Origin of the sequence: Mycobacterium sp. UM_CSW, assembly GCF_000455205.1 — a bacterium.
GTDB lineage: Bacteria > Actinomycetota > Actinomycetes > Mycobacteriales > Mycobacteriaceae > Mycobacterium.
In genome coordinates, this window is sequence record NZ_AUWQ01000124.1 from 19,246 (window position 1) to 41,723 (window position 22,478).

Annotated in this window: 20 protein-coding genes; 14 read left to right on the forward strand and 6 right to left on the reverse strand. The window is 66.6% G+C overall.

Annotation, left to right across the window (positions count from 1 at the left end):
- Nucleotides 1-234 precede the first annotated feature (234 nt).
- From N415_RS28360 to N415_RS28385, 6 genes are all read left to right on the forward strand, one after another.
- On the forward strand, nt 235-1,233 hold the full coding sequence (locus N415_RS28360) for an SGNH hydrolase domain-containing protein (RefSeq protein WP_068189034.1): 999 nt from the start codon (nt 235-237) through the stop codon (nt 1,231-1,233).
- 42 nt (nt 1,234-1,275) lie between these two features.
- Nucleotides 1,276-2,301 carry a hypothetical protein gene (locus N415_RS28365; RefSeq protein WP_068189035.1) on the forward strand — a complete coding sequence of 342 codons (1,026 nt, stop codon included), beginning with the start codon at nt 1,276-1,278 and terminating at the stop codon, nt 2,299-2,301.
- A gap of 168 nt (nt 2,302-2,469) precedes the next feature.
- Nucleotides 2,470-3,180: a DUF1361 domain-containing protein gene (locus N415_RS28370; RefSeq protein WP_068189037.1), complete on the forward strand. Its 711-nt coding sequence runs from the start codon at nt 2,470-2,472 to the stop codon at nt 3,178-3,180.
- A 315-nt stretch (nt 3,181-3,495) separates the two neighbouring features.
- The gene (locus N415_RS28375) at nt 3,496-5,664 is read left to right on the forward strand and encodes an acyltransferase family protein (RefSeq protein ID WP_081665579.1); all 2,169 of its coding nucleotides are present in this window, start codon (nt 3,496-3,498) and stop codon (nt 5,662-5,664) included.
- 21 nt (nt 5,665-5,685) lie between these two features.
- Nucleotides 5,686-6,960, forward strand: a complete 1,275-nt coding sequence (locus tag N415_RS28380) for a glycosyltransferase family 4 protein (protein WP_068189042.1) — start codon at nt 5,686-5,688, stop codon at nt 6,958-6,960.
- Between the two features lie 69 nt (nt 6,961-7,029).
- Nucleotides 7,030-7,881 (forward strand): methyltransferase domain-containing protein, encoded by an 852-nt coding sequence (locus tag N415_RS28385; RefSeq protein WP_068189044.1) that lies wholly within the window; start codon nt 7,030-7,032, stop codon nt 7,879-7,881.
- A gap of 27 nt (nt 7,882-7,908) precedes the next feature.
- Here N415_RS28385 and N415_RS28390 read toward each other — a convergent pair whose 3' ends face one another.
- From N415_RS28390 to N415_RS28400, 3 genes are read right to left on the reverse strand one after another with little or no spacing between them, the layout of a single operon-like run.
- A complete protein-coding gene (locus N415_RS28390; protein ID WP_081665580.1) occupies nt 7,909-8,514 on the reverse strand; it encodes a DUF1616 domain-containing protein in 606 nt (201 codons plus the stop codon).
- On the reverse strand, nt 8,511-10,670 hold the full coding sequence (locus N415_RS28395) for a hypothetical protein (RefSeq protein WP_068189048.1): 2,160 nt from the start codon (nt 10,668-10,670) through the stop codon (nt 8,511-8,513). Before N415_RS28395 ends, N415_RS28390 begins: the two co-directional genes overlap by 4 nt.
- On the reverse strand, nt 10,667-12,088 hold the full coding sequence (locus N415_RS28400) for a hypothetical protein (protein WP_068189050.1): 1,422 nt from the start codon (nt 12,086-12,088) through the stop codon (nt 10,667-10,669). Before N415_RS28400 ends, N415_RS28395 begins: the two co-directional genes overlap by 4 nt.
- Before the next feature lie 189 nt (nt 12,089-12,277).
- On the opposite strand from N415_RS28400, the gene N415_RS28405 reads away from it, so the two are divergent.
- From N415_RS28405 to N415_RS28420, 4 genes are read left to right on the forward strand one after another with little or no spacing between them, the layout of a single operon-like run.
- Nucleotides 12,278-13,501, forward strand: coding sequence for a molybdopterin-dependent oxidoreductase (locus N415_RS28405; RefSeq protein WP_068189052.1), 1,224 nt, complete (start codon nt 12,278-12,280; stop codon nt 13,499-13,501).
- A 1-nt stretch (nt 13,502) separates the two neighbouring features.
- Nucleotides 13,503-14,018 (forward strand): hypothetical protein, encoded by a 516-nt coding sequence (locus N415_RS28410; protein WP_068189054.1) that lies wholly within the window; start codon nt 13,503-13,505, stop codon nt 14,016-14,018.
- 27 nt (nt 14,019-14,045) lie between these two features.
- Entirely contained in the window at nt 14,046-15,881 is a 1,836-nt protein-coding gene (locus N415_RS28415; protein ID WP_068189057.1) for a hypothetical protein, read from the forward strand.
- Nucleotides 15,882-15,906: 25 nt separating this feature from the next.
- Nucleotides 15,907-16,323, forward strand: a complete 417-nt coding sequence (locus N415_RS28420) for a hypothetical protein (RefSeq protein WP_068189058.1) — start codon at nt 15,907-15,909, stop codon at nt 16,321-16,323.
- 40 nt (nt 16,324-16,363) lie between these two features.
- Here the strand turns inward: N415_RS28420 and N415_RS28425 are convergent, their stop codons facing one another.
- Nucleotides 16,364-16,780: a 4'-phosphopantetheinyl transferase superfamily protein gene (locus N415_RS28425; protein ID WP_068189060.1), complete on the reverse strand. Its 417-nt coding sequence runs from the start codon at nt 16,778-16,780 to the stop codon at nt 16,364-16,366.
- A 12-nt stretch (nt 16,781-16,792) separates the two neighbouring features.
- The gene (locus tag N415_RS28430) at nt 16,793-17,038 is read right to left on the reverse strand and encodes an acyl carrier protein (protein ID WP_068110477.1); all 246 of its coding nucleotides are present in this window, start codon (nt 17,036-17,038) and stop codon (nt 16,793-16,795) included.
- A 221-nt stretch (nt 17,039-17,259) separates the two neighbouring features.
- Here N415_RS28430 and N415_RS28435 point away from each other — a divergent pair, with 221 nt between their 5' ends.
- Nucleotides 17,260-17,880 (forward strand): FMN-binding negative transcriptional regulator, encoded by a 621-nt coding sequence (locus N415_RS28435; protein WP_068189062.1) that lies wholly within the window; start codon nt 17,260-17,262, stop codon nt 17,878-17,880.
- A gap of 27 nt (nt 17,881-17,907) precedes the next feature.
- Nucleotides 17,908-18,663, forward strand: coding sequence for a GNAT family N-acetyltransferase (locus N415_RS28440; protein WP_068189065.1), 756 nt, complete (start codon nt 17,908-17,910; stop codon nt 18,661-18,663).
- Between the two features lie 16 nt (nt 18,664-18,679).
- Here N415_RS28440 and N415_RS28445 read toward each other — a convergent pair whose 3' ends face one another.
- On the reverse strand, nt 18,680-19,360 hold the full coding sequence (locus N415_RS28445) for a cutinase family protein (protein ID WP_068189068.1): 681 nt from the start codon (nt 19,358-19,360) through the stop codon (nt 18,680-18,682).
- 107 nt (nt 19,361-19,467) lie between these two features.
- Between N415_RS28445 and N415_RS28450 the strand changes: the two genes are divergently transcribed.
- Nucleotides 19,468-21,012, forward strand: a complete 1,545-nt coding sequence (locus N415_RS28450) for an amino acid adenylation domain-containing protein (protein ID WP_081665581.1) — start codon at nt 19,468-19,470, stop codon at nt 21,010-21,012.
- A gap of 77 nt (nt 21,013-21,089) precedes the next feature.
- On the forward strand, nt 21,090-22,478 hold the full coding sequence (locus tag N415_RS28455) for a phenylacetate--CoA ligase family protein (RefSeq protein ID WP_068189076.1): 1,389 nt from the start codon (nt 21,090-21,092) through the stop codon (nt 22,476-22,478).

Here is a 22,478-nt window from a genome sequence, read left to right on the forward strand (position 1 = left end):
TCCCTTGGCTAATTGTTGCCGGCGGCGAGAGCAGGGTGCAGAGTCGCGAAACGGCACGTCGTCCCCGGCGGCTGCGCTAGTCGAGGCGTCCGGAGGTCCGTACCGGCCATACACATAAACAGGGATCATACATACTTTTCATATGATGCGAAGCGCTACGCCCAACTTCAAGTATCATGCCTTTTGGACACACGCGCGCGGTCAGCCGCGGAGCTGAGAACTGGGTCGCAACCTATGACAACTTTCGGGATTCAAAAGCGGCACGGACACCGAGCCGCACGGTTGGTCGCTGCCGCCGCCGTCGTGGTGAGTGCGTGCTCGACGTCGAACACGCCGGCGGGCCCTCAGGGCGCCTCGACGAACCCGGCGGCTGCCACCGGCGCGCAGGTGCTGGAAGCCGTCCACGCGGCCCAGACCACCGACGCCCTGCCCAAATCGGTGGGCTTCCTGACCAACGAGGACTGGCCGATGACCAAAGGGCACTTCGACTGCCACCAGGTCGTCGATGTTCCCGCCAATATCGTCGATCCAAAGAGGACGGAGTTCGGAGAGTGTGCGGCCGGCGATGAGCGCGGCGCCAAACGCATGGTGATATTCGGAGATTCGCGTGCCCGGATGTGGGGGGCGGCGCTCGAAGGCATCGCCGCAAAGAACGGCTACCAGCTGCGAACCTTCCTGATGGCGGCCTGTTCGCCGCCCGATCTCCACTATTTCTCGTACGAGAAAGGCACGCCCGACGTCGATTGCGACGAATTCCGTCCGGCCGCGATCGCCGCGATCCGAAACCTGCATCCGGACCTCGTCCTCGTGACCAGCTTCAGCACCCATATGCTCGCCGACCGCAGCCAGCCAACCCCCGTCCAATGGCAAAAAGGCTGGGAGACAACCCTCAAGCAGCTGACCCAACCCGGAACCCGGCTGGTGATGCTCGGCGACATCCCCGCCTGGGAAACGGACGACGCCCACTGCCTGGCCGGCCACGTCATGGCAGTCCAAAAATGCAGCGTCCCGGTCGCCGAGGGAATCCCATCCGGAAACCTCGGCGCCGAGCAAGCCGCGGCCACCACCGCCCAAGCGCTCTACATCCCCACCCTGCCCTGGGTATGCGCCGACCGATGCGAACCCGTCATCGCCGACACCCGCGTCTACCAAGACCGGTTCCACTTCACCAACAGCTATACGGTCTACCTCACCGGCGCACTCGGCGAGGCACTCCAACCGGCACTCACCTAGGCGACGACCGATGACCGGCCGTCGGCTGCTAGCGACCCGTTGATGACGCGCCAGGTTTCGCGCAGGGCATTTCTGCACGGGGCGAGTGGCTTCGCCGCCGTCGGTGCGCTGTCGGGATCCGTTGGGGCTGCGGCCATCCTGAACGCCCAGAGCCTGAGCGATCCCGGCATCCCGCCGGGCACCAAGTTCCGTGGGGTCAACCTCGTCAACAGTTTCACTCAGACGACCGCCGCCGACGGCAACGACATCTGGGCGTCGCTGTGGGGTGTCTGGGATTGGCACGGCCTCATCGCGCCGCAATTGGAGGACATCGCGACGATCGCGAATGCGGTCCGCATCTTCGGCAACACGCTGGTCCTGGCGCTGGAAAGCATCACACTCACGCAGTACCTGGCCCGGTGGCAACAATTCCTCGACCACGCCCAGGCTCTTGGCCTCTTCGTCTACGCCTGCGGCGGCGACCTGGGGCATTGGGGCAGATACACCTGGGCGCAATCCACCGAGACCTATCGCCAGCTCGCGCAATTGCTGAAGAGCTACCCCAACGTCATCGGCGTCGACATCGTCAATGAGGCGTCCCAGCCGCTGGCGCCGGTCGGTTGGACATATAACCAGCCAGAACCGGTCGCCGAAATGCTGACCGAGTTGGGCGGCATCGTTCGGTCTGCCGGGCTGCCGATCACCTATTCCCGAAGCGTCACGGCGCGCAGCGGATGGGCGCAGGACTACTACACCGACCACCTGGGCGATTTTCTCGATTTCCACGTCTACTACCTGCCCCACGCCACGGACTCCCTCCAGGCGTACGGTCACCCGGCCAATGCCAACAAGAGGCTGATCATCGGCGAGTTCGGCATCACCAACACCTCGTCACCCGAGGAGCGAGCCGCCTACTACAGCGCGGTCCGCGCGATGATCGACAACGATCCCCGCTGTATGGGCGCCCTGGCCTGGTCCGCCTACGACTTCGGCACGACGAAAGACATGCAGACGGGCCTGTTCGACCCACAGCGGCGGCTACGTCCGGACATCGCCCGACCGTTCTCCACGTTCCCGATACGGTGGTGATTTTCCTGGTGGCGACCGCTGTGCCCGACCATTTGATCGCGAAAGTCCTGGTGCCTCAAGCGTTCTCATCGGAGGTGCTGCCCTACTCCGGGTCACGGGACTGACCGAGACGGCCGCGGCGGGCGCGCAGTCATCGAACCGCTTGCTCGTGGCTGGCAAACTGCATTCATGACGTCTGCGCGCCGGGTGGTCTTGGTGGTGTCGCTGGTGGCAACCACCGGGCTGACACTCGTCCTGGGTGTCACCGACCCGTTCCCCCCCGCGAGCTATCCGACCCGCTTTTTCGTGTGGAACCTGGCGCTGGCATGGATTCCGGTGTTCTGTGCGGCCGGTTTCGGCGTGGTACGCCGCCGGATCTGGTTGGTGCCGATCGGGCTGCTGTGGCTGGCGTTCCTGCCCAACGCCCCGTACCTGATGACCGACCTCGTGCACCTACGTCACGACGTCGAATTGTGGCGGCACGTCATGCAATATGGGGTCGCAGCGTGGACCGGCGTCATCCTCGGCGTGGTCTCGGTGCATCTGGTGTGTCGGCGGATCGAACGCGAGTTCGGCCCGGTGATCGGGTGGATCGCGGTAGTCGTGTCGGTCGGCTTGTGCGCTATCGGCGTGGTGATCGGGCGGTTTCAGCGGTGGAATTCTTGGGATTTGCTCACCCAGCCGGGCGCGGTGGCGGCGACGACGTTCGACTGGGTGCGTTCGCCGCTTGCCTACGTCCAGCCGACCGGTTTGGCGCTGGCGGTCGGGGCCTTGTTCGGCTTGGCATACCTGACGCTGTGGTCCCTGTGGCCGGCGCGCGCCCTGATGCCGGCGGACGAGGGCGCGCCCGACGGCGTCGAGGCCGACCCCGCGGTAAGGGGGGCGGGCAAGCTGCCATGACGCGTTGGCGATGAGCCGTCGGGTGCCGGGTTATCGCTTCGCTGGTCGCGGCGGACGCGTGGGGCGCAGCACCCGCTCCGGTTCGAGGAAACTATAGGTTTGCGAATCGGCCATATTTGAGACAAAATGGATGTACTGTGCCCGTATAAGCGCATCTTCGGTATACGCTCAACCGGTCGGACTCACGGGCCGAGGTGACCTACGGACCGCTTTGGTCCCCTGCTTACGCTGGGAGGAGCAGATGCCGTTCGTGATCACGCGGCTAAGGGATGGGGCGGCAAGCCCCTCCCGAGCGAAGTCCCGCCCGCGAGCCTCATGACGCATCGGGCGACGGCACACCGCGGCACGACGGTCGCATCGCTGGATGCCGCCGTCGCCCGTCGATCGCGACTCGCCGATGCCGGCCCTTCGCCGGCGGGCAGGCGCGGCGATCGGTTTCGCCCAGACATCGAGGGCATGCGCGCCGTCGCAGTCGGACTCGTGCTCTTGTTTCACGGCTACGGGAAGCCCTTCACCGGCGGGTTCGTCGGTGTGGACGTCTTTTTCGTCATCTCCGGATTTCTGATCACCGGCCTGCTCCTGCACGAGCAGATCAACGACGGCCGGATTTCCCTGTGGCGCTTCTATGCCAGGCGAGTACGGCGCATCCTTCCGGCGGCGACCCTCACGGTGCTCGTCACGATCTTCGCGGCCTACCAGCTGCTCGGCTTCATCTCCGGGAACGAAGTCGCCAACGATGCGAAATGGACGGCCGTGTTCGCGGCGAACATCCACTTCGCCGAGCAAGGGACCGATTACCTCGGGTCGCGACTGCCGCCGTCACCTCTTCAGCACATGTGGTCGCTCGGGGTCGAGGAGCAGTTCTACCTAGCCTGGCCGACCCTCTTTCTGTTGGTAGCCATCGTCGTTCGCCTGTCGAAGCGCCGCAACGTGGTCGCCGTGCTCACCAGTTCGCTGCTGGTGGTCATCGGCACTTCGCTTGCGTGGTCGGTTGTTCAGACGTCGTCGAACGCGACTTGGGCATATTTCTCTCCGCTGACCCGCGCCTGGGAACTGGCTCTGGGAGCCTTGATCGCAGTGCTCGGGCCCGCGCTGTCACGAGCACCCCAATCGGTGCACCAGGTGAGCGCGCTGTTGGGCTTGGCCGGGATCGCAGCCAGCGCACTGATTCTGACGTCATCGATGCCCTATCCCGGCTGGGCGGTGGCCATCCCAGTGGTCGGCAGCGCGATGCTGATTGCGGCCGGATGCGGCAACCCGCAGACGGTCGTCGGCCGCGTCCTCTCCGTTCGCCCGATGCAGTGGTTAGGGGCGCGGTCCTATTCGCTTTACTTGTGGCACTGGCCGATTCTCGTGATCGCCGCCCGATATGCCGGGCACCAGCTCAGCGCGTGGCAAAACTCCGGATTGCTGTTGGCGGCGGTCGCCGCCAGCGCAATCACGTTTCGATTGATCGAGAATCCCGTGCGCCAGTCCGCCTTCCTGAGGTCTCGGACGCAATTGACTCTGGCGATCGGTGTGGCCCTGACCTTGGTGACGGTCGCGGTGGCACAGCATCAGATCGCTTCGCACGAACGAACCTGGAACCCACCTAAACTCCAGCCGTCATCCGTGGGGCAGGCGCAGGTGCTCGAAGCCGTCCAGGCCGCCCAAAGCCTCAACGTCCTGCCGAAGTCTGTGGCGGATTCGCTGACCAAACTGGACCTGGCCAAGGCCACGGGACGCTTCGACTGCTACCAGATCGCGCTTCCTCCCGAATTCGTCGACTTCTCCAAGTCGGAGTTGGGGCACGAGTTCGGGCAATGTGCGGCCGGCGCCGAGCACGGCACCAAGCTCATGGTTACCTTCGGAGATTCCCGCGCCTGGATGTGGGGGGCGGCGCTCGAGGGTGTGGCCGCGGCGAACGGCTATAAGTTGCGCACGTTCTACATGAACAGCTGCCCGGCTCTGAACCTCCATTTCCTGTCGTATCAGACCCAGGCGCCGAATGACGAGTGCTATCAATTCCATCGGAGTGCGGTAGCCGCGATCCGGAAACTGCATCCGGATCTCGTGATCGCGACAGGCGCCGGCACGCAGCTGCTCGCCGATGGCAGCCAGCCGACCGCCGCGCAGTGGCAGGAGGGCTGGGCCTCCACCTTCCGGGAACTGGCCCAACCCCAAACCCGGTTCGCCATGCTCGGCGCCATCCCGACGTGGGAGAAAGACGACGCGCACTGCCTGGCGGCCCATGCCAGCGCGGTTCAACAGTGCAGCGTGCCGAGATCGGAGGGCATGCCGTCGGGAAGTCCCGAAGCCGAGCAAGCCGCCGCATCGGCGGCCGGGGCGCTGTATGTCCCGACCGTCCCGTGGGTGTGCGCCAATCGATGCGAACCCGTCATCGCCGACATCCGCGTGTACTACGAGCGGTTCCACTTCAGCAGGTCGTATGCGACGTATCTGACCGGTGCGGTCGGTGAGGCACTGCGACCGGTGCTTACCTAGGCCGGCGTCAGGAGACATGAGGTGAGGATCTTCGAGGCAACCGATTGCTACCCACCCCCGTTGGTGGGCGGCCGTGATCTCGCGGTCCAACAGCTTTCGCGTGAGCTGGCGCGCCGGGGCCACGAGGTCGAGGTGTTGACTCTGGCCGGGGCGAAGGGACCGCGCACCGAGCACGACGGCGACGTACGAGTACATCGGATGGCCGGGTGGGGGCGCCTTCTCAATTCGCTCTACGTTGACCCCGAAAAGCCCTTCCACCCAACGCTTCCCGACCCGGGCCTGGTCCGCGCGATTGCGCGGCTCATCGAGGAGCGGCAGCCGGACATCGTCCATGTGCACTCGTGGCTGTTGTACTCGCTGCTGCCTCTGCTGCCGTCGGCGAGAACCCGACTGGTGGTGTGGCTGCACGATTATGGCTTCGTCTGCCCCCGGGTCGGCTACGTTCATTGCGGCAGCGTCTGCACTGGCCCCGGGTACACGAAGTGCCTCTCGTGCTCGCGCGAGCAATACGGCGCGGCAAAGGGTTTCGCACTCACCACCGGACTGGCGGTGATGAAGCCGTGGCGCGGGCGTGTCGATCGCTACGTCGCGAACAGCCGATTCGTTGCCGACGCCTCGAGGCCACTGGTCGCCGGTACCGGCCAAAAGATAGACGTGATCCCGCCATTCGTCCCGGACGAGGCATTCCAGGCCGCACGGGCACCGCGTCCGGCCTTCGCGCCCCCCGAAGGCGACTACCTCATGTTCGCCGGCGCGCTCGGACCGCACAAGGGCATCGATGTCCTGCTGGAGGCCTGGTCGGGCCTGCAAAACCGGCCGCCGTTGGTCCTGGCCGGGATCCGGCGACACGACACCCCGACCTCGTTCCCGCCCGGCGTCATCGTCTCCGACGACATCCTCCCCCGTGACGAGGTCCTGCGCGGATGGGGCAATTGCCTTGCGGCCGTGGCGCCTTCGGTGTGGCCGGAGCCCTTCGGCCTGGTCGCCGCGGAGGCGATGGCCGCCGGGAGGCCGGTGGTCGCGTCAGCGGTCGGTGGGTTGGCCGAACTGGTGCAAGACGGCGTCAACGGGATTCACGTGCCACCGGGTGACGTACCGGCGTTACGCAATGCGCTCGAGCGCATCGTCGCCGACGCGCCCTTGCGCGCCCGACTGGGAGCGGCAGCTCGCGAGAGGGCGGTCGCGTACTCCTCGGACGTCGTCGTGGGGGCCTGGGAGCAGGTTTTCCACGACGTGCTCGAAACGCGAACCCACGGTTCGCAAATGCCAGCACACGAGCGGAGGCCGCGAGTGTGACCGACAAATGAATACGTTCCGCAGACACCAACGCCTATTTGCAGTTTCCCCCAAGGAAGGAATTAAACCGTGGACGTCCTAAGCGACAACCTTGCAACCAAACTCACACCGACGCCGTCGATCTACGCGCCACCGCGAACCGTCACGGACCCCGAATCGTGCTTTTTCTACCACACCATCGACATCCCGGGTCACGGCACGTTCGACGGGGAATGGGATTTGAGACGAGGGGTCGACCGCTATCTCGGCGGGGTTGACCTCACGGGCAAGCGAGTGCTCGAGATGGGGACCGCAAACGGGTTCCTCTGCTTCGAGATGGAGCGGCGCGGGGCCGACGTCGTCGGCGTCGACTTGTCCGAGGAGCAGTCCTGGGACATCGTTCCATTCGCCAGATCTGATGCGGCAGACGATGACTCGGCCCGCAAAGCGCACATGCGGAAGATCAACAACGCCTGGTGGTTGGCGCACGGAGCGTTCAACTCCCGAGCCAAAGTCGTATACACGTCCGCCTATGCGGTTCCCGAGGAGATCGGAGCGGTGGATGTCGCGACCTTCGGCTCGATCCTCCTGCACCTTCGGGACCCGTTCCAGGCGCTCTGGAACGCGTGCCGCCTCACCCGGGAAACGGTCATTGTCACCGACATCCTCTCTCCCAGAGACGTATTCCCGCTCAAGATGCTGGATATGTTCCAGCGCCCGGCCATGCGCTTCAAGCCGAATCCCAAGACGGGAAGCCCCGACGAAACGTGGTGGACGTTGAGCCCCAAGCTGGTCAAGCGGTTCCTCGGCGTGCTGGGGTTCGAATCGTCGACCCTGACCTATCACCGGCAGCTGTCTACCCGGCACCGGGTGACCTTGCCGGTACCGCTCTACACGGTCGTCGCACACCGGACCGCGGGGCGCGCGCTCGGCGAGGGATGATCGACGCGAAGCCCGAGACGACGACGGTCAAGCGCGCGGGCCGGCGCGCTTGCCGTCGAACGAGAAGTTGAGGACCATCACGGATCGGCGACCATCGGTCTCCGAAGGCGGCTGCGGCCTCGCGGTCGTTGTGCGGTTGTTCAACCTCAGCGCGTCACGCTGCCCGGCGGCGACGCGTTCTTCGACCAGTGAGAGCGCGTTCTTGATCCAGGCGCGGGGCTCCCAGACTATGGCGCCTGCTTTCAAGCGGTACAGCCCGCCAAGGGACAGCACGACCGTGATGCCCCCCAGCAACTGTCCAAATGGCTGCCGCGAGAAGCCCATTGGCATGGCCGCGAGCAGCACCACCGCGCACGTCGCCACGGCGATGCTGATACCCAGGCTGGCAAGGAGCCGCTCGACCCATGACTGCCAGTCGGGCAGCGCGGCGCACACGAAAGACAAACCGGGGACCACGAACACCATCAGCAGGCCCAGCACGAGCTGAATGACTTGCGGGACGCGGAGGGGCCCCGCGTAGCCGGTTGCCGCATTCATGCCGGCACACCCGGCGGCGAACGACGTGTAAAACCACAGCCGGCGGGCGCGTGTGGTCATGCCGGTCTGGGAGGCTTGGGGCGAGGCAAGACTCATGAACAGGCACCGCTTTCGATCTGGGAGGCGTCATAGATCTGGATGGGTCCCGCGTCGTAGATCAGCTTGATGCAAGGGTCGGCTGAGAACTTCTCGAGAGCTGCGGGCGGGAACGGGTGGCTTTGGTGGCCAGCCTCGGGCTCCTGGGTGTGCACATAATGATCGGCCAGGTTCGGAATGCTAAGCGTCATACGCCAATTGACCAGTAGGTACCGCAGCCGCAGCTCTTTGATGTTCTGCACGATCGCGCTGTTGATCGATTCGGAAAAGAAGATGGGCCAGAGCAGGCGCGAGTCGGCGAGGTCTTGATCTCCGTAGGTGGCGAGCGCCCACGAGTCCATGTCGTTGGCACCGAACATGTTGTTCGGTCCCAGATGCTGCAGAGCCCATATCGAAGCGGCGATGACGTCCGGCTGCAACGACCTCTCATAGCCGCGCGGGTTCGACCCCTCCGGGAGCCGTTCGAAGAACCGGGTGCCCACGGTCACGTTACCGACGAACACGACGGTCACGAGGGCGGCGGCGATAGCGGTCGGGACCAGCGAGTCACGCCAGGCGTTTCCAATTGCGTTGGCCAGGCGGCCCGTTCGGATCTTGCTGCCGCGCCCGGCGCGCCCGCCGCGCCCGGACAGCCGCCACTCGTACCATCTCGTCGCCGCCGCGGCGAACAACAGGCCGAATACACAGCCCAGGCCCGTGTAAACGTACTCCGAGGACCGACCCGACACCGCGACGCCGTTCGGGGCGAAACGCGGCACCAGGCTGAGCGGGAAGGCTATCGCCAGCATGGTGGCAACGGCCACGGGTGCCCGGCGGCAAGACCACCGCGCGCGCAGGAGGGCGACGGGCAGGACCCCCAAGAGCACCAGAACGGCCGCATAACCCGCCATGGGCTCCCACGCCGGTGGGGCCATGGCGATGATGTGATACAGCTTGCGCGGGGCGGTGGTCCCGCGGATGACGTTGACCGTACTCTGCAGGGCCGGAAGGAGATTGCCCGTGATCAGGTACGCCGCGGCCGGACGCGCCACGACGAAGAACCACGTGAACGTCACGCCGCAGGCCACCATCGCCAGGATTCCGACCTGGCGTCGCGCCGCTTTCGTCGCGTGGCAGCCGACACGCTCGGCGAGCCACCAGCCCACGAGCAGCCCCGCCAGGATGAACCCGACCACGTGGTGGGTGAGGGTCACCGCGATTATGCCCACCACCGCGATGACCATGGGCGCGATGCCAGCACGGTTGCGTGTGCGGCCGACCCACCAGACCACGAACGCCGCGAGGGGAACCGCAAGATTCCCGTAGGTGAACGTCGAGCACCAGAACAAGAACATGGGGTTGGCCATGTAGACCAGGCTGGCGAGCGCCGCGCCGCGGCCCGAACGCGTGACGCTCTCGAAGATGAGGTAGAAGAATGCGCACACCAGGACGCGGGCAATGCCCATGATCAACAGACCCGCGGCGAACATGCTCAGCCCGGTGAGTTCCACCACTCCGGCGGTGAGCGCGGCCAGTCCCGGGTAGTAAGCGGCCGTGTCCAGGAGCGGGTTCCAGGTGAACAGGTGACCCTTGCTGATGATCGCGTGGGTATTGCGCACATGGACGTACTCGTCGACGAAGGTGAAGTCGTAGGGCGAGCCCAACACCTTCACGAAATACAGAGCAAGCCCGAGGAAGACGATAAGGGTCAGCCGCTCCAGCGGATTGACGTCGCGTGCCAGGGTCCGCATGGCGACGGGAACGAAGATCAACAGCACGCCGAGCCAGAACATCACATACGTTGGGAGGGAGGTATTTTCGTTTCGATTGGCTTGGTCGGCCACCCAGAGGACGCCGAGCCCGGCGGCGCTGCAGAGAACGATCAGCGCCACCCACCCGTAAGAGAATCGAGCCGACCGCGGCTCCTCCGGGGTGAACCGGATCGGAAGTGGTTCCGTTGCGCCAGATGTCGCCGCTCGACCGCCGCCGATCGGTTTGACGTCGGCCGCGTCGCCCGAACGGATCAGTCTGAGGCCGTACCGACGGGGGACGGCAGCGACGCCACTGAGAGTTGTCAGGAAGCCCTGGGCCTGGCGCCACGTCGCGGCTGGAACCAGCGTCCTCTCGTCCACGTCGTCGCCGTCGCCGGCCGAAACGAATTCGAGCCGGGGCCTCACCGGATCTCCTGGCCGCTGTGCACCCGAGCGCGCGAAGCCTGTCTGCGCCAATCCAGCACGACGTATGCGCATCCGCACAGCTGCATCGCCAGGAATGCCCAGCCCACCGCGCTGATGCCGATCGACGGCAGCAGAAACCACGAAATCACCACGGTGCCAACTCCGATGCCGACCAGCAGCACGGCCGCGGCGACGAGCCGCGCCTCGGCGCGCAGCACACCGACGTAGACATGCACCACCGCGTCCGGAATCGAGGCCAGCACAACCAGCCTCAACAGCCCCACCGAGTGGCCGGTATAAGAATGACCGAAGGCGGACAACAACGTCCCACCCAAAACGAGGATGGCCACCAAGCCGGGCACCATGATGGCGCCCAAGGTCTTGAATGCCGACCGAGCCAGCGCGCCGATCTCCTCGGGCCGGTGCATTCCCTCGGCGAACAGGTTATTGGAGAACGCGGGCGCGATGACGAGGAAGAGCGCCGCCAACATCCATGTCGTGTAGAAGTAGGCGTTGTCGCGCGCGGAGAGCCGCACCGTCACGATCACCGGGAGCAGATACGTCAACAGCCCCGCGCCGAGCCCGATCAGTTGGTGAAGCGTGACGCGCGAGCGAAACCCCCGAGCGGTCCGCAGCAAGACCGAAAGTTCCGGCGGTCGCGCAACGCCGATACGACGGGCGAGCAGCACCGCACCGAAACCGAGGCCCACCACGGCCCCGGCTCCCCAGGCCCCGAGCAGGCGCACCGCGTCCGGCGCAAAGGCGAGTGCCATGAGCCCGAGCATCAGCACCTTGACGGCGCCGACGGCGAAGTTGCGCCTGAACGCATAGTTCGCTTTGCGTTCGGCGAGAAAGACGCAGTCGAGCGTGACGCCCACCGTGAGGGCGACGGTGCCGACGGTGAACACGGCCGCGAAGCCCACGCCGCGCAGCGCCGCCAGTTCGGGGGAGATCAGCGGGAGCACCGCGACGCTGCCCGCACACAGGGCCGCGGCAAACAGCGTCACCGTCGCCACCCCCGCCCAGAACGTGGCCGACCACTCGGTTTCCTTCGGCTGCCGGGGAAGCGACTGGATGAGCATCCCGCCGACCCCGAGGCAGGACAACATCAGCACGATGCTGGTGGCCGATGTGGCCGCGGCCGTCAGTCCAACGGTCGAGGGGCTGTAAAGGTGCGCCGCCAAGAGCCAGAAGGCGTAGCCGAACGCGGAGTTCACCACCTGAGTCGCGGTGCTGAAGACGCCGTTTCTGATCAGTGAGTCGCTGCGGGCCCGATCGATGTAGCCGCGCGCCCAATCAATGCGTGCCCTCAAGTCCGGACGCCGGCTCAGCTCGGACGCCCGCGACGGCAGGGCATAGCTGACGTCGGGGGCGGGCGAGTCATGCGCCGGGTCAGATGACTCACGAGCCAGACTCATGAACCCTCAACCCCAACCCCGGTTGCCTTATCCCCGGTCATTACGTCGACGCCTGGCTGCCAGGTACGCGTTATACCAACGATGCACCAGAAGCCATAGCTTACATACTATTGGACGAGAATAATACCAATTAGTCGACTTATAGTTTAGGCGGAGGCTGATGCGGCCGCCTGCCCGGAGGGCTGAGTTGTGAACGGATCGCGCGCCTGGCGCAGCCCCATCCGGGGACCCTGGCTCACGTCGGTTTTCGGTCTGGTCCTGCTCATCGGAATCCCGGTCGAATTCGTCACGGGGCTTATTTCGTACGCCGCCTACAACCCCCGGTTCGGCACCAACGACCCCAACCCGGCGCGCGGCCTGTTCGGGCTCTACCTGTTCGATTGGCTGACGTCGCCGAGTTGGGTCTACCGGCTCACCGAGGGCATCCACGTGATGTTGGGTCTCGCGCTCGTCCCGGTGGTGCTCGCGAAGCTGTGGTCGGTGATTCCCCGGCTTTTCACCTGGCCGCCGTGGCGCTCGGTGGCCCGGCGCTTAGAGCGGCTGAGCCTGATCCTGGTGGTGGGCGGCGTGCTGTTCGAGATGACGACGGGAATCCTCAACATCGACTACCTCACGACGATCGATTTCTACAGCGCCCACTTCTTCGGCGCCTGGGCTTTCATCGCCGGCTTCGTCGTCCACGTTTGCGTGAAATTCGGGGAAATGTTGCGCGCGCTGCGCTCGAGGAGTCTGCGTACCGAGCTGCGGACGGGGCTCGAAGGTACTCGCCCGGAGGACGTCGGCCACGGGCTCGTCCCGACGGAACCGGCCGCTCCGACGATCTCCCGCCGGGGCGCCCTCGCCCTTGTCGGCGGCACTTCGCTCGTCGTATGCGTGGTGACCGCCGGCGAAAACGTCGGTGGGTTCATGCGCCGATTCGCTCTGTTGGGGACCCACTACCGATCGAGTGGCCCCGCAGGAAACGACTTTCCGGTGAACCACACGGCGGCGGGGCGCCAGATCACCGCCGCGCAAACCGGCCCGGATTGGCGGCTGGTCCTGGTGGGGGCGCGCCGGCTTTCGGTCAGCAGGGCCCAGCTGACCAGCATGTCGTTGACGACCGCGAACCTGCCGATCGCCTGCACGGAAGGCTGGTCGACGACGCAGGCGTGGACCGGTGTCCCCCTTGCCGCCCTGGCGCGACTCGCCGGCATCGAACGACCCGGCCGCGCGCAAATAGAGTCCCTCGACTCTTTGACGGTGACGCTCTCGGGCGCACAGGTCTGCTCTGCCGGCTCGATGGTCGCTTTGCGCGTCAACGGAGCGGACCTCTCCCTCGACCACGGATTCCCGGCCCGGGTCATGGTTCCCGCGGCCCCCGGCACCCACAACGTGAAGTGGATCGCCCGAATCGAGTTCTCGGAGGCGAGCTGAGATGGAGTGGTTCCGCCGCCACTACGGTGCCAGGCCGCTGAATCTGGTGGGGCTGCTCATCTGCTTCGCCGTCGCCGCCTACGCGGCTACCCGGATCCTGCACGAGGCAGGATGGACCGCAGTCTTCCTGTGGTTCGTCCTCTGCGTCGTGGCCCACGACCTGATCGGATGGCCGATCTACGCGTGGGCCGACCGCAAGATGCAGCGCGTACAAAGCGGGCAGGCTGCGCGCCGAAGCCTGGTCGTTCCGTGGATCAACTACGTCCGGGCTCCAACCGTCGTCTCGGGTGTTCTCTTCGCGATCTCGTTCCCACTGGTCTTCCGGCTCTCCGACTCCTACTACCAGGCGACCACCGGCTTCACCGAAGACGTTTACCTGTTCAACTGGGCCGGGGTCAGCGCGCTGGCCTTCGCGATCTCCGCGGTCCTCTACGCCTGCCGCCTCGTCCTGGCCCGTCGGCGCCGCGCCGCCCAGGCCCACCTCGATTCCAGACCGGATGACAGTTATTCTGGCTAAAATACAAACCTACAGTATAATTTCGCCATGCCGGGTTCGACCGCCCACGAAACGCTAGCAACAGCTTCCGACGACATCCGCGCAACCGTGGACCCGGCGTCGAGTCGGCGCGACACACCTTCGACGACCGAAGTCCCGACGTTCTTCGGACCAGCTGATTCGCCACTGTTCGGCGTGCTCCATCTGCCGGCCGACAAGCAGATCAGGGGCGGTGTACTGATCTGTGGCTCGCTCGGCAAGGACGGGATGGACAGCGTCCGCCTGCACCGGATCCTCGGCGACGGCTTGGCGCACCGCGGCTTCGCCGTGCTGCATTTCGACTACCTGGGCTCGGGTAATTCGTCCTACGCGCAGGGCCGTGACGACGCGGTGGCCAACTGGGTGGCCAGCGTGGGCCACGCGCTCGACTACCTCACGCTGATCGGCGCCGAATCCACGACGGCTGTCGGCATTCGTGCCGGGTGCCTGCTCCTCGACGAATATCTTGCCGGCCAATCGCACCCGCCCAACCGCGTGGTCTACCTCGATCCCGCCGGAACGGGCAGACGCTACCTCCGGGAACACGCGACGCTGTTCCGGCTGTCGGTGGGCGAGGACGCTGCCACGCCCGGTGAAGTGTCGATCGTCGGCGGGCGGTTGAGCGACCACGCCGCCGCAGAATTCGCCGCGTTGCAGATCCGTGCCGATCCGGTCGGCGCCCGTGGCGTCGACAACATGCTTCTGGTGGGGCGACCGGACGAGACCGACCGGCGCATCACGGCCCTCGCGTCGGCGCCGGGAGTCGATTCGGTCATCACCGTCGGCCTGCGGGAATGCGCGGGGCCGAGCCCGCGGGACTACATGTTGCCGATCCCCTTCACCGCGGTCGATGCGATCACGCAGTGGATCGACCAGAACAGTGCCACCCGCACCCATCGCGCCGCACCCCGATACCGGACAACGGCGACGGTGCCGGCCGACGGGCCCGATGGGGTAGACGTCGTCGAGCGCATCGAACGAATCGAGCCGAACGGGCTATTCGCCGTCCGCACGCTGCCCCGGCACCCCGATCCGTCGCCCGCAGGCACCGTGTTGTTCTTCGTGACCGGCCACGACCTGCACGTGGGACCAGCCCGGGAGTGGGTCGAGCTGTCACGTCGCGTCGCGGCGACCGGGGCGCAGGCGGTGCGCTGGGACCCCGCGGGACAGGGCTTGTCGGGCGAAATCACCCGGGGCCCTTGGCGCGACATCTACTCCAAGGCCGACATCGCCGACTCGATAGCGGTGGCCAGGCATGCGCGCCAAGGCGCCGGCGAACTCAAGCTGGTCGGGATCTGCTCCGGCTCGTGGTATGCCGCCCATGCCGCCCGCAGCATCGGTGCGCAATCGGCGATCCTGGTCAACCTGGTGATGTGGAATTGGCGCGTCACCCCCGCCTTGTTCATGCAGTGGATCGGCCGCGAGAAAGCGCGCCGCGCCAACGCGGTCGTTGACACGGCCACCGGCCCGTCGGAAGCCAAGACGAAGCGCCTCAGAGGACTGCTCAACCCGGCCCGGGAGCCGGCGAAACGCCTTATGCACCAACACCTCCCGCGACACGTCTTGCGGTTTTTGAGCTGGATTGGACTGGTGTGGCTGCCGGAGCCGGTCCTAACGACACTTGCCCGCCGCGGAACCGACGTGACGCTGATCGCCTCGCCCGAGGACGCGGAGGCGTTCGCCGCCAAAGGCGGTCGGGCAGCCCTCGAGCGGCTGCGCCGAACGTCGCGACGGACCCGCCTGATCGCGGTACCCACCGGCGATCATGTCGCCCATCACCCGGCGATCTTGACCGCGATCCGCAGCGCGGTGTTGCCGGCAGAGGCCGCTTGCCCGACTCGCTGATCAACTCGAATGGGAGAATGAAACCATGCCCACCGCACCGGTTCTCGCCGCAGCCGCTGTGTTCGGCGGCATCGCCCTCGGACCCGCTGCCCCCGCGTCGGCCGCTCCGGTGATGAACGGGCACTACGTCGTGACCGTCTCCAACACCATCACCGGCCAAACCACCACCGACGATTGGTACTTCACTCCATGCGGTGACGGCTGCGCTTCGGTTCAACCGTGGGGGCGGGCCCAGTTGGCCAACGGACAATGGACGCTGGACACCACGAATAATGCGTTGTGTCGCAACGACATTACGGTTTACCGGGCCGAAGACGCCCACTACGTGTGGGATCCGAGCACCCTCGCGGGCACGGTTCAACTTACCGGCAAGAGCACGGCCTGCGGCCGCCCGCTGGGGTACAGGTTGACCAGCAGCGTCAAATTCACGCAGGTCCCGTAACGCATTGCCCCCCACGGGGGCCCGCGCATGCCCGAAGTCCCTAGCCGGCCTCGGCGGGGCCGCAGACCACGACGACGACGGCCATCGCGTGGCAATCGGCGTGCGAAAGGGACAACGACGAGCTGAGCCAGCCTTGCAGTTGCGCCCGCTCGGCGAGCGTTCCGCTCAGGCGCAGTAGCGGCAGCGGACCGTCGTGGGCCACCTCGATCTCGCGCAGCGGAAACGGCATGTCGGGTTCCCCGAACGCCTTGATCACCGCTTCCTTGGCCGCGAACCGGGCCGCCAGTCCGGGCACCCGATCGCGGCCCCGGCAGTCGTCGATCTCGTTCGCCGTAAAAACCTTGTGCAGGTACCGATCCCCGAACGCCGCCAGCGAGTCCCGGACATCCGCAATGGCCACGACGTCGCATCCGGTGCGCACGCGGCGCCCGTCAAGCTCGCCCGGCACATTGATCATGCAGTCAGCGCGTCAGGAAGACGAGTTGACCAGGCCGTCGACGACCCGCTCGATGCTGCTTATGGAGGCGAAGGTGGACTTCTTGAGCACTTCGTCGGGGAACTCGACGCCGAACGCATCCTCGAGCGCGAGCATGACATTGACCGACGCGTGCGACGTCAGGCCCAGCTCGTACAGGTCGGCCTGGTCGTCCACCTCACGCGGATCGACCGCCATCCGACCATGGGCAGCTAAGACGTCACGGATTCGGTCCTGCATCGCGCTGGTCCTCCAATTTCTGCCGTAATGCAACCTATTAGCCAGTGTCGTACTGTACCGCCGCAAACGTGACCGCGTTATGCGGAAAGTTCTCATACCGCATCAGAAATCCGGTCGGCCGCAGACGAACTGAATGTGAATGCGTCGGTCGCCTCGCTGCGGCATTTTCGCCCGCGCGGCGGCGGTAGTGGCCATCAATCGCGGCCGACATACTTGACGACATGTACATCCCGGCCCATTTCGCTGCCGACGAGCAGGCCGTCGACGACCTGCTCACGCACCACGGAGCAGCGGACCTGATCACCGCAACACCGGAGGGCGTCGTCGCCACCATGCTGCCGTTCGTGTATGACCGGGGCGCGGGGACGCTTCGGGGGCATCTCGCCCGCAACAACGACCAGTGGCGGCGCCCGGCGGTCGGCGAGGCCCTGGTCATCGTGCGGGGACCCGATGCGTACATCTCCCCGGCCTGGTACGCGAGCAAGGCGGAGCACGGGCGGGTGGTGCCCACGTGGAACTACGTCACCGCGCACGTCTACGGGCGACTCACCGTCCACGACGACCCCGCCTGGGTCGAACAAAATGTGCGTGAACTGACCGGGCGCCACGAGGTCGGGCGACCGCAACCATGGTCGGTCGACGACGCGCCGCGAGAGTTCGTCGAGGCTCAATTGCGCGCCATCGTGGGAGTGGAATTGTCGATCACCCGGATCGAGGCCAAATTCAAGCTCAGCCAAAATCGGTCGGCCGCCGACATCGACGGCGTGGTCTCGGGTCTAATCACCACCGGGCGCGAAGACGTTGCTCTGGCCGTAGAGCGCGCACGCTTGCCGAGCAATTAACGGCGTGTCCCGTTAGCATCGACGGCCATGGCGCGGACTGCGATCGAATTGAGGCGGCACCTCGGCGCCGCCGCCCGCCTGTGGTCCGCGCCGGCCCATCACACCGTGGAAGAAGAATGGTGGACCGCCTTCAGCGGCGAGATCAGCGTTGACTACAACGTGGCCTGTTGCCAGTCCTCCGACAACGACGTGCTGGTCGAGCACTGCCTCCAGCCGCTGCTCGACCTCAAGAAGCCCGGGATCGTCATGCTGGCCGGACCCGGCCTGGCCACCGCCCAGAAGCTGGTCGACGCCGGCTGGGCCGTGGTGGAGGCCCTTCCCCTGATGCTGCTCGAGGGTGCCGACCCGCCCGACGTCGACGGGGCGGGTGTGCGTGCCCTGACCGAGGAGGAGCTACCCGAGGCCCGCGCCCTGCTGGCCGATACCTACAGCATGTCCGACGCCGCCACCGCGGTGGCCATCCCCGTCCAAGCCGCGCAAGACCCGGACCTCGGGGCGTGGGGCATTTTTGACGGCGACCGCATGGTGTCCATGTTCACCGGGGTCATCGAGGACGGGCTGCTGGTGGTTTGGTCGATGGCCACCCGGCCACGCGACCAGGGGAAGGGCTACGGACGGCGGCTGCTGGCCGCCGTGCTGCGGTCCCAGTTCGACGCGGGGATCAAGGGTTCACTGCTGCAGTCGTCGCCGCCGGGCGAGCGCCTGTACCGCGGGCTTGGCTACCAGGTCGTCGAGTACTGGCAGCTTTGGTCCCGGCCTCGCTGGATGATGGGCCGCGCCTGAACGGCCCGCCGGTCGGCTAGATCCGCCCAGCGACGAAGTTCGCTGCCTGATTGACCATCCCGTTCTGCACATAGCCGACGTGCGCCGACGAATCCGTGCCGTCGGAACAGATCGGATCTCCGGGGTTGCACAGGTCGATGGTCTTCGCCCCATACAGCGGGCTGATCGCGGTCAGCGACGCCCGCAGCGATTTATCCCACGGATTTCCGAAGACGGCGACCGCGGCAACGTGGCGAGCCACGTCCGGCGGCATCGGCGCGGGAACGAAGCCCGCGGGTGGCGCACCCGCCGCGGTGATGAGGTCTATCACGGCCGCGCCCAGGGAGTATCCACCGAGCACCATCCTGGTGTCCGAACAGTTCGCCGCCGTGGACTGGACGTAGGCGCTCGCATCTTTGGCGCCCGCGGACGCGGAGCTGGCCAATTCGCTGCTCTTGCTGGTCGCAGGGTAGTCGACCGCGTACACCGCGACGGATTTCCCCACGAGCTGCGGACGCAGCGAATCGACGAACGTCTGCCCGATCACGCCGAGCCCGGGTGGGTCATCGCTGCCGCGAGCAAACACCACCTCGACGTCGGGACACGGCGCCGCAGCGGCGGTCGAAGGCATGCTGATCACGGCGTTTGGCACCGCGCAGGTGGTCAGTAGCGCGGCGCCGAGGAAACGAGCGATCGTGCGGACGCTCACGTCGTTCATATTGACACATTGCGGCAATCCGCGGCCGCGGAAGCCGAGCGCGGCTGGACGACAGGAGTTTTCGCGTCGTGCCTCGTGACCTGCGCGGGTGAGCGAGAATAGCGAGCGTGCAGCAGCCGCGAGAAGGCGTGACAGGACGCGACGTGCTCGGTGCGGTGCTGGGCCACGCCGAGCGGGCCCCGGATGTGCCCGCCGTCAAGGACTTGGACCGCGCGTTGACCCGGGGCGAATTGCGCGCCGCGGCCGGGGCGGTCGCGGCCGGCCTGCGTCGGAAAGGCGTCGCGCCCGGGGATCGGGTCGCCCTGTTGATCGGTAACTCGGCGGACTTCGTGGTGGCGGCGCTGGGCTGCCTGTGGGCCGGGGTCACGTTCGTGCCGCTGGCCATCACCGACCCGGACATCCGCCGCGAGCAGATCGTCACCGACTGCCGGCCCGCGCAGGTGATCACCGCGGGCCCTGACCAGACGGCGCCCCCGGGGGGACTTCCGGCCGGCACGCCGTGGACCTCCCTTGCGGAGCTGAGCGCCGCGGACGGGCACCCGCCAGAACCGGTGATCGGCCCCGTCTCCTACATCATCTATACGTCGGGGACGACCGGCATCCCCAAGGGAGTCCAGATCCCCCCAGGGGCCTTCTACACCGCGGTCCAGGCGTGCGCCGACGCCGTGGGACTCAGCGCGGACGACCGGTGCCTGTGCGTTTCGCCCGTGCACTTCGACGGGTCGTTCTCCGCCATGTTTCCCCCGCTCGTGCGGGGCCTCCCGCTCGTCATTCCCGACCGCGAGGCCCTGCTGTTCCCCCGCAGGTTCTTTTCGATCGTCGCCGACGAGGGCATCACGGCGACCAGCTTCTCCCCCAGCTACCTCCGCTTACTCCGGGCCAGCGGCCGGCTCGATCGGCTGGCCGACACCGCGCTCAGGGTGATCGCCTTGGGCGGCGAGGCGCCGTCCAGCGCCGACATCAGGGCGGTATGGGCCGCCAGTCCGGGACTGCGGGTGGTGAACCGGTACGGCCCGACCGAGACGACGATCGCCGTCGCGCATCTCGAACTGACGCCCGAGTTGCTCGACGCGGGACCGGTACCGATCGGTCATCCGCACAGCGGGAGTTCGTTTCACCTTGTTGACGAGCGCGGCGGCCTGATCGATCGCACCGGAGCGGTCGGCGAGCTGTACATCGGCGGGCTGCAGCTCATGGCCGGATACCTGAACGACCCGGTGCTGAGCGCGGCCGTGCTGCGGACGGACGTCGTCGAGGGATCCACCGTCTACCGCACCGGTGACCTCGCCTTCCGCGACGACCGGGGCAACTACATATATATGGGGCGTTCCGACCGCGTCATCAAGCGACATGGCGTGCGGTTGTCCCTGGTCGAGGTGACCGAGGCGCTCGGTGGCCTGAACGGGGTGGCATCGGCGGCGTGCACGACCTTCGACCTGCAGGGCGACCTGGGAGTCGTCGCGTTCGTGGTGCCGGACGGCGAACTCACCCCGATCGCCGTCCGTTCGGCCGCCAGCGAACGGCTCCCCGAAACGATGCTGCCCGATCAATTCGTCCTGGTGGCCGACCTGCCCCTGACCTCGTCCAGCAAGGTGGACGAGCGACGGCTGCTGAAGGAGGCCGGCCTGTCTCCGCCGAACACCGGGGCCTGAGCGGTCGTTGCAAGTCGTTTACACGGAAATGGCCTGACTACAGTATTTGAACCCGGTGCCTGGGCTACGATCGCCGCGTGGAGGCGAGCGCAACTGGCACGGCCTCGGGGGAAACGTACGAACAGCTGGTCCGGCGCCAGCGTGCCCAATTGCAAGATACGTATCTGCAGGGGGTCCGCCGGCTGCGCTGGGACGCCGGGCGGCTCGCCGCGGAGCGCGAACGGCGGCTTCGGGAGCTACTCGTTTACGCCGCCGAACATTCGCCGTTCTGGCGGGAACGACTGGCGGGGCACGATCTGGCGAATTTCACCGAGGCCGACCTCCCCTCGCTGCCGATCCTGACCAAGGCCGAAATGATGGAGGAGTTCGACCGGCTGGTCACCGTCCCCGGGTTGACGCGTGCCCGGGTCCAACAGCACCTCGACGAGTTGAGCGGGGACGGCTACCTCGACGGCCAGTACCGGGCGATCATCACGTCGGGGTATGTCCAAGCCCCGTCACTCCACGTCTACGGCTGGGACGCGTTCGTCACCTTCGTGATGCAAGGCTCGCGCTGGACCGGGCGACGCGGCGAGGACCCGGACGCGGTGCTGGCGCAGTGCTTCAGTTGCAGCCCCAAGCACGAATCCGGGATCTTCTACGCCTTCAGCACGTTTGAGAGCGGCGGACCCACCTCGCACTGCTGCGATGCCACGCTCCCCCTGGACAAGATCGTCGACCGCCTCAACAACGCCCGTCCCGCGGTGCAGGCGCTGCAAGGGTGGCCGAGCCTCATCCGCGAGCTGGCCCTGGAGGCGATGAACGGCCGGCTCACCATCGAACCGACCTGGGTGAGCGTCGCCGGGGAGCTCTGCACGCCGCCGGTGCGAGAGGCGGTTCGGGCCGCGTGGGGGATCGAGGCCTCGGAGTTCTGGGGCTGCTCGGAGGGGACCTACGCCTTTCCGTGCGGCGTCGGAGAGGGCATGCACGTCGCGGACGATCTGGTCATTCTCGAACCGGCGGATGCCGACGGCAACGTCGTGCCATTCGGGCAACCCGCGGATCGGATGCTGCTGACCAACCTGTTCAACCTGGACCAACCGCTGATCCGCTACGACATGGTCGACGCCGTGACGATGTCCGACGAACCCTGTCCGTGCGGCTGCGCCCACCGCCGCATCCTCTCCGTCAACGGCCGGATCAACGGAGCCTTCGAATACGAGGGCGGTGCTCGGGTGCCGCGCGCCGCCGTCGAGCAGGCCGTCGTGGCCACCCCCGGTGTCGCCAACTTCTCCGTCGGCAAGGCGCAGCACGGTCTCGACGTGTCGGTGGTGACCGACGGTTCCTCCGACCTGCAGCGCCTACAGACCGACCTGGTCGACCTGCTTCGCCGGCACGGCGGGCCGACCTCGGATGTCCGGGTGCGCGAGGTGGAATTCATCGAGCGGCTGTCGAGGGGGAAGTGCCGGCAGTTCGACCCCAGCTGA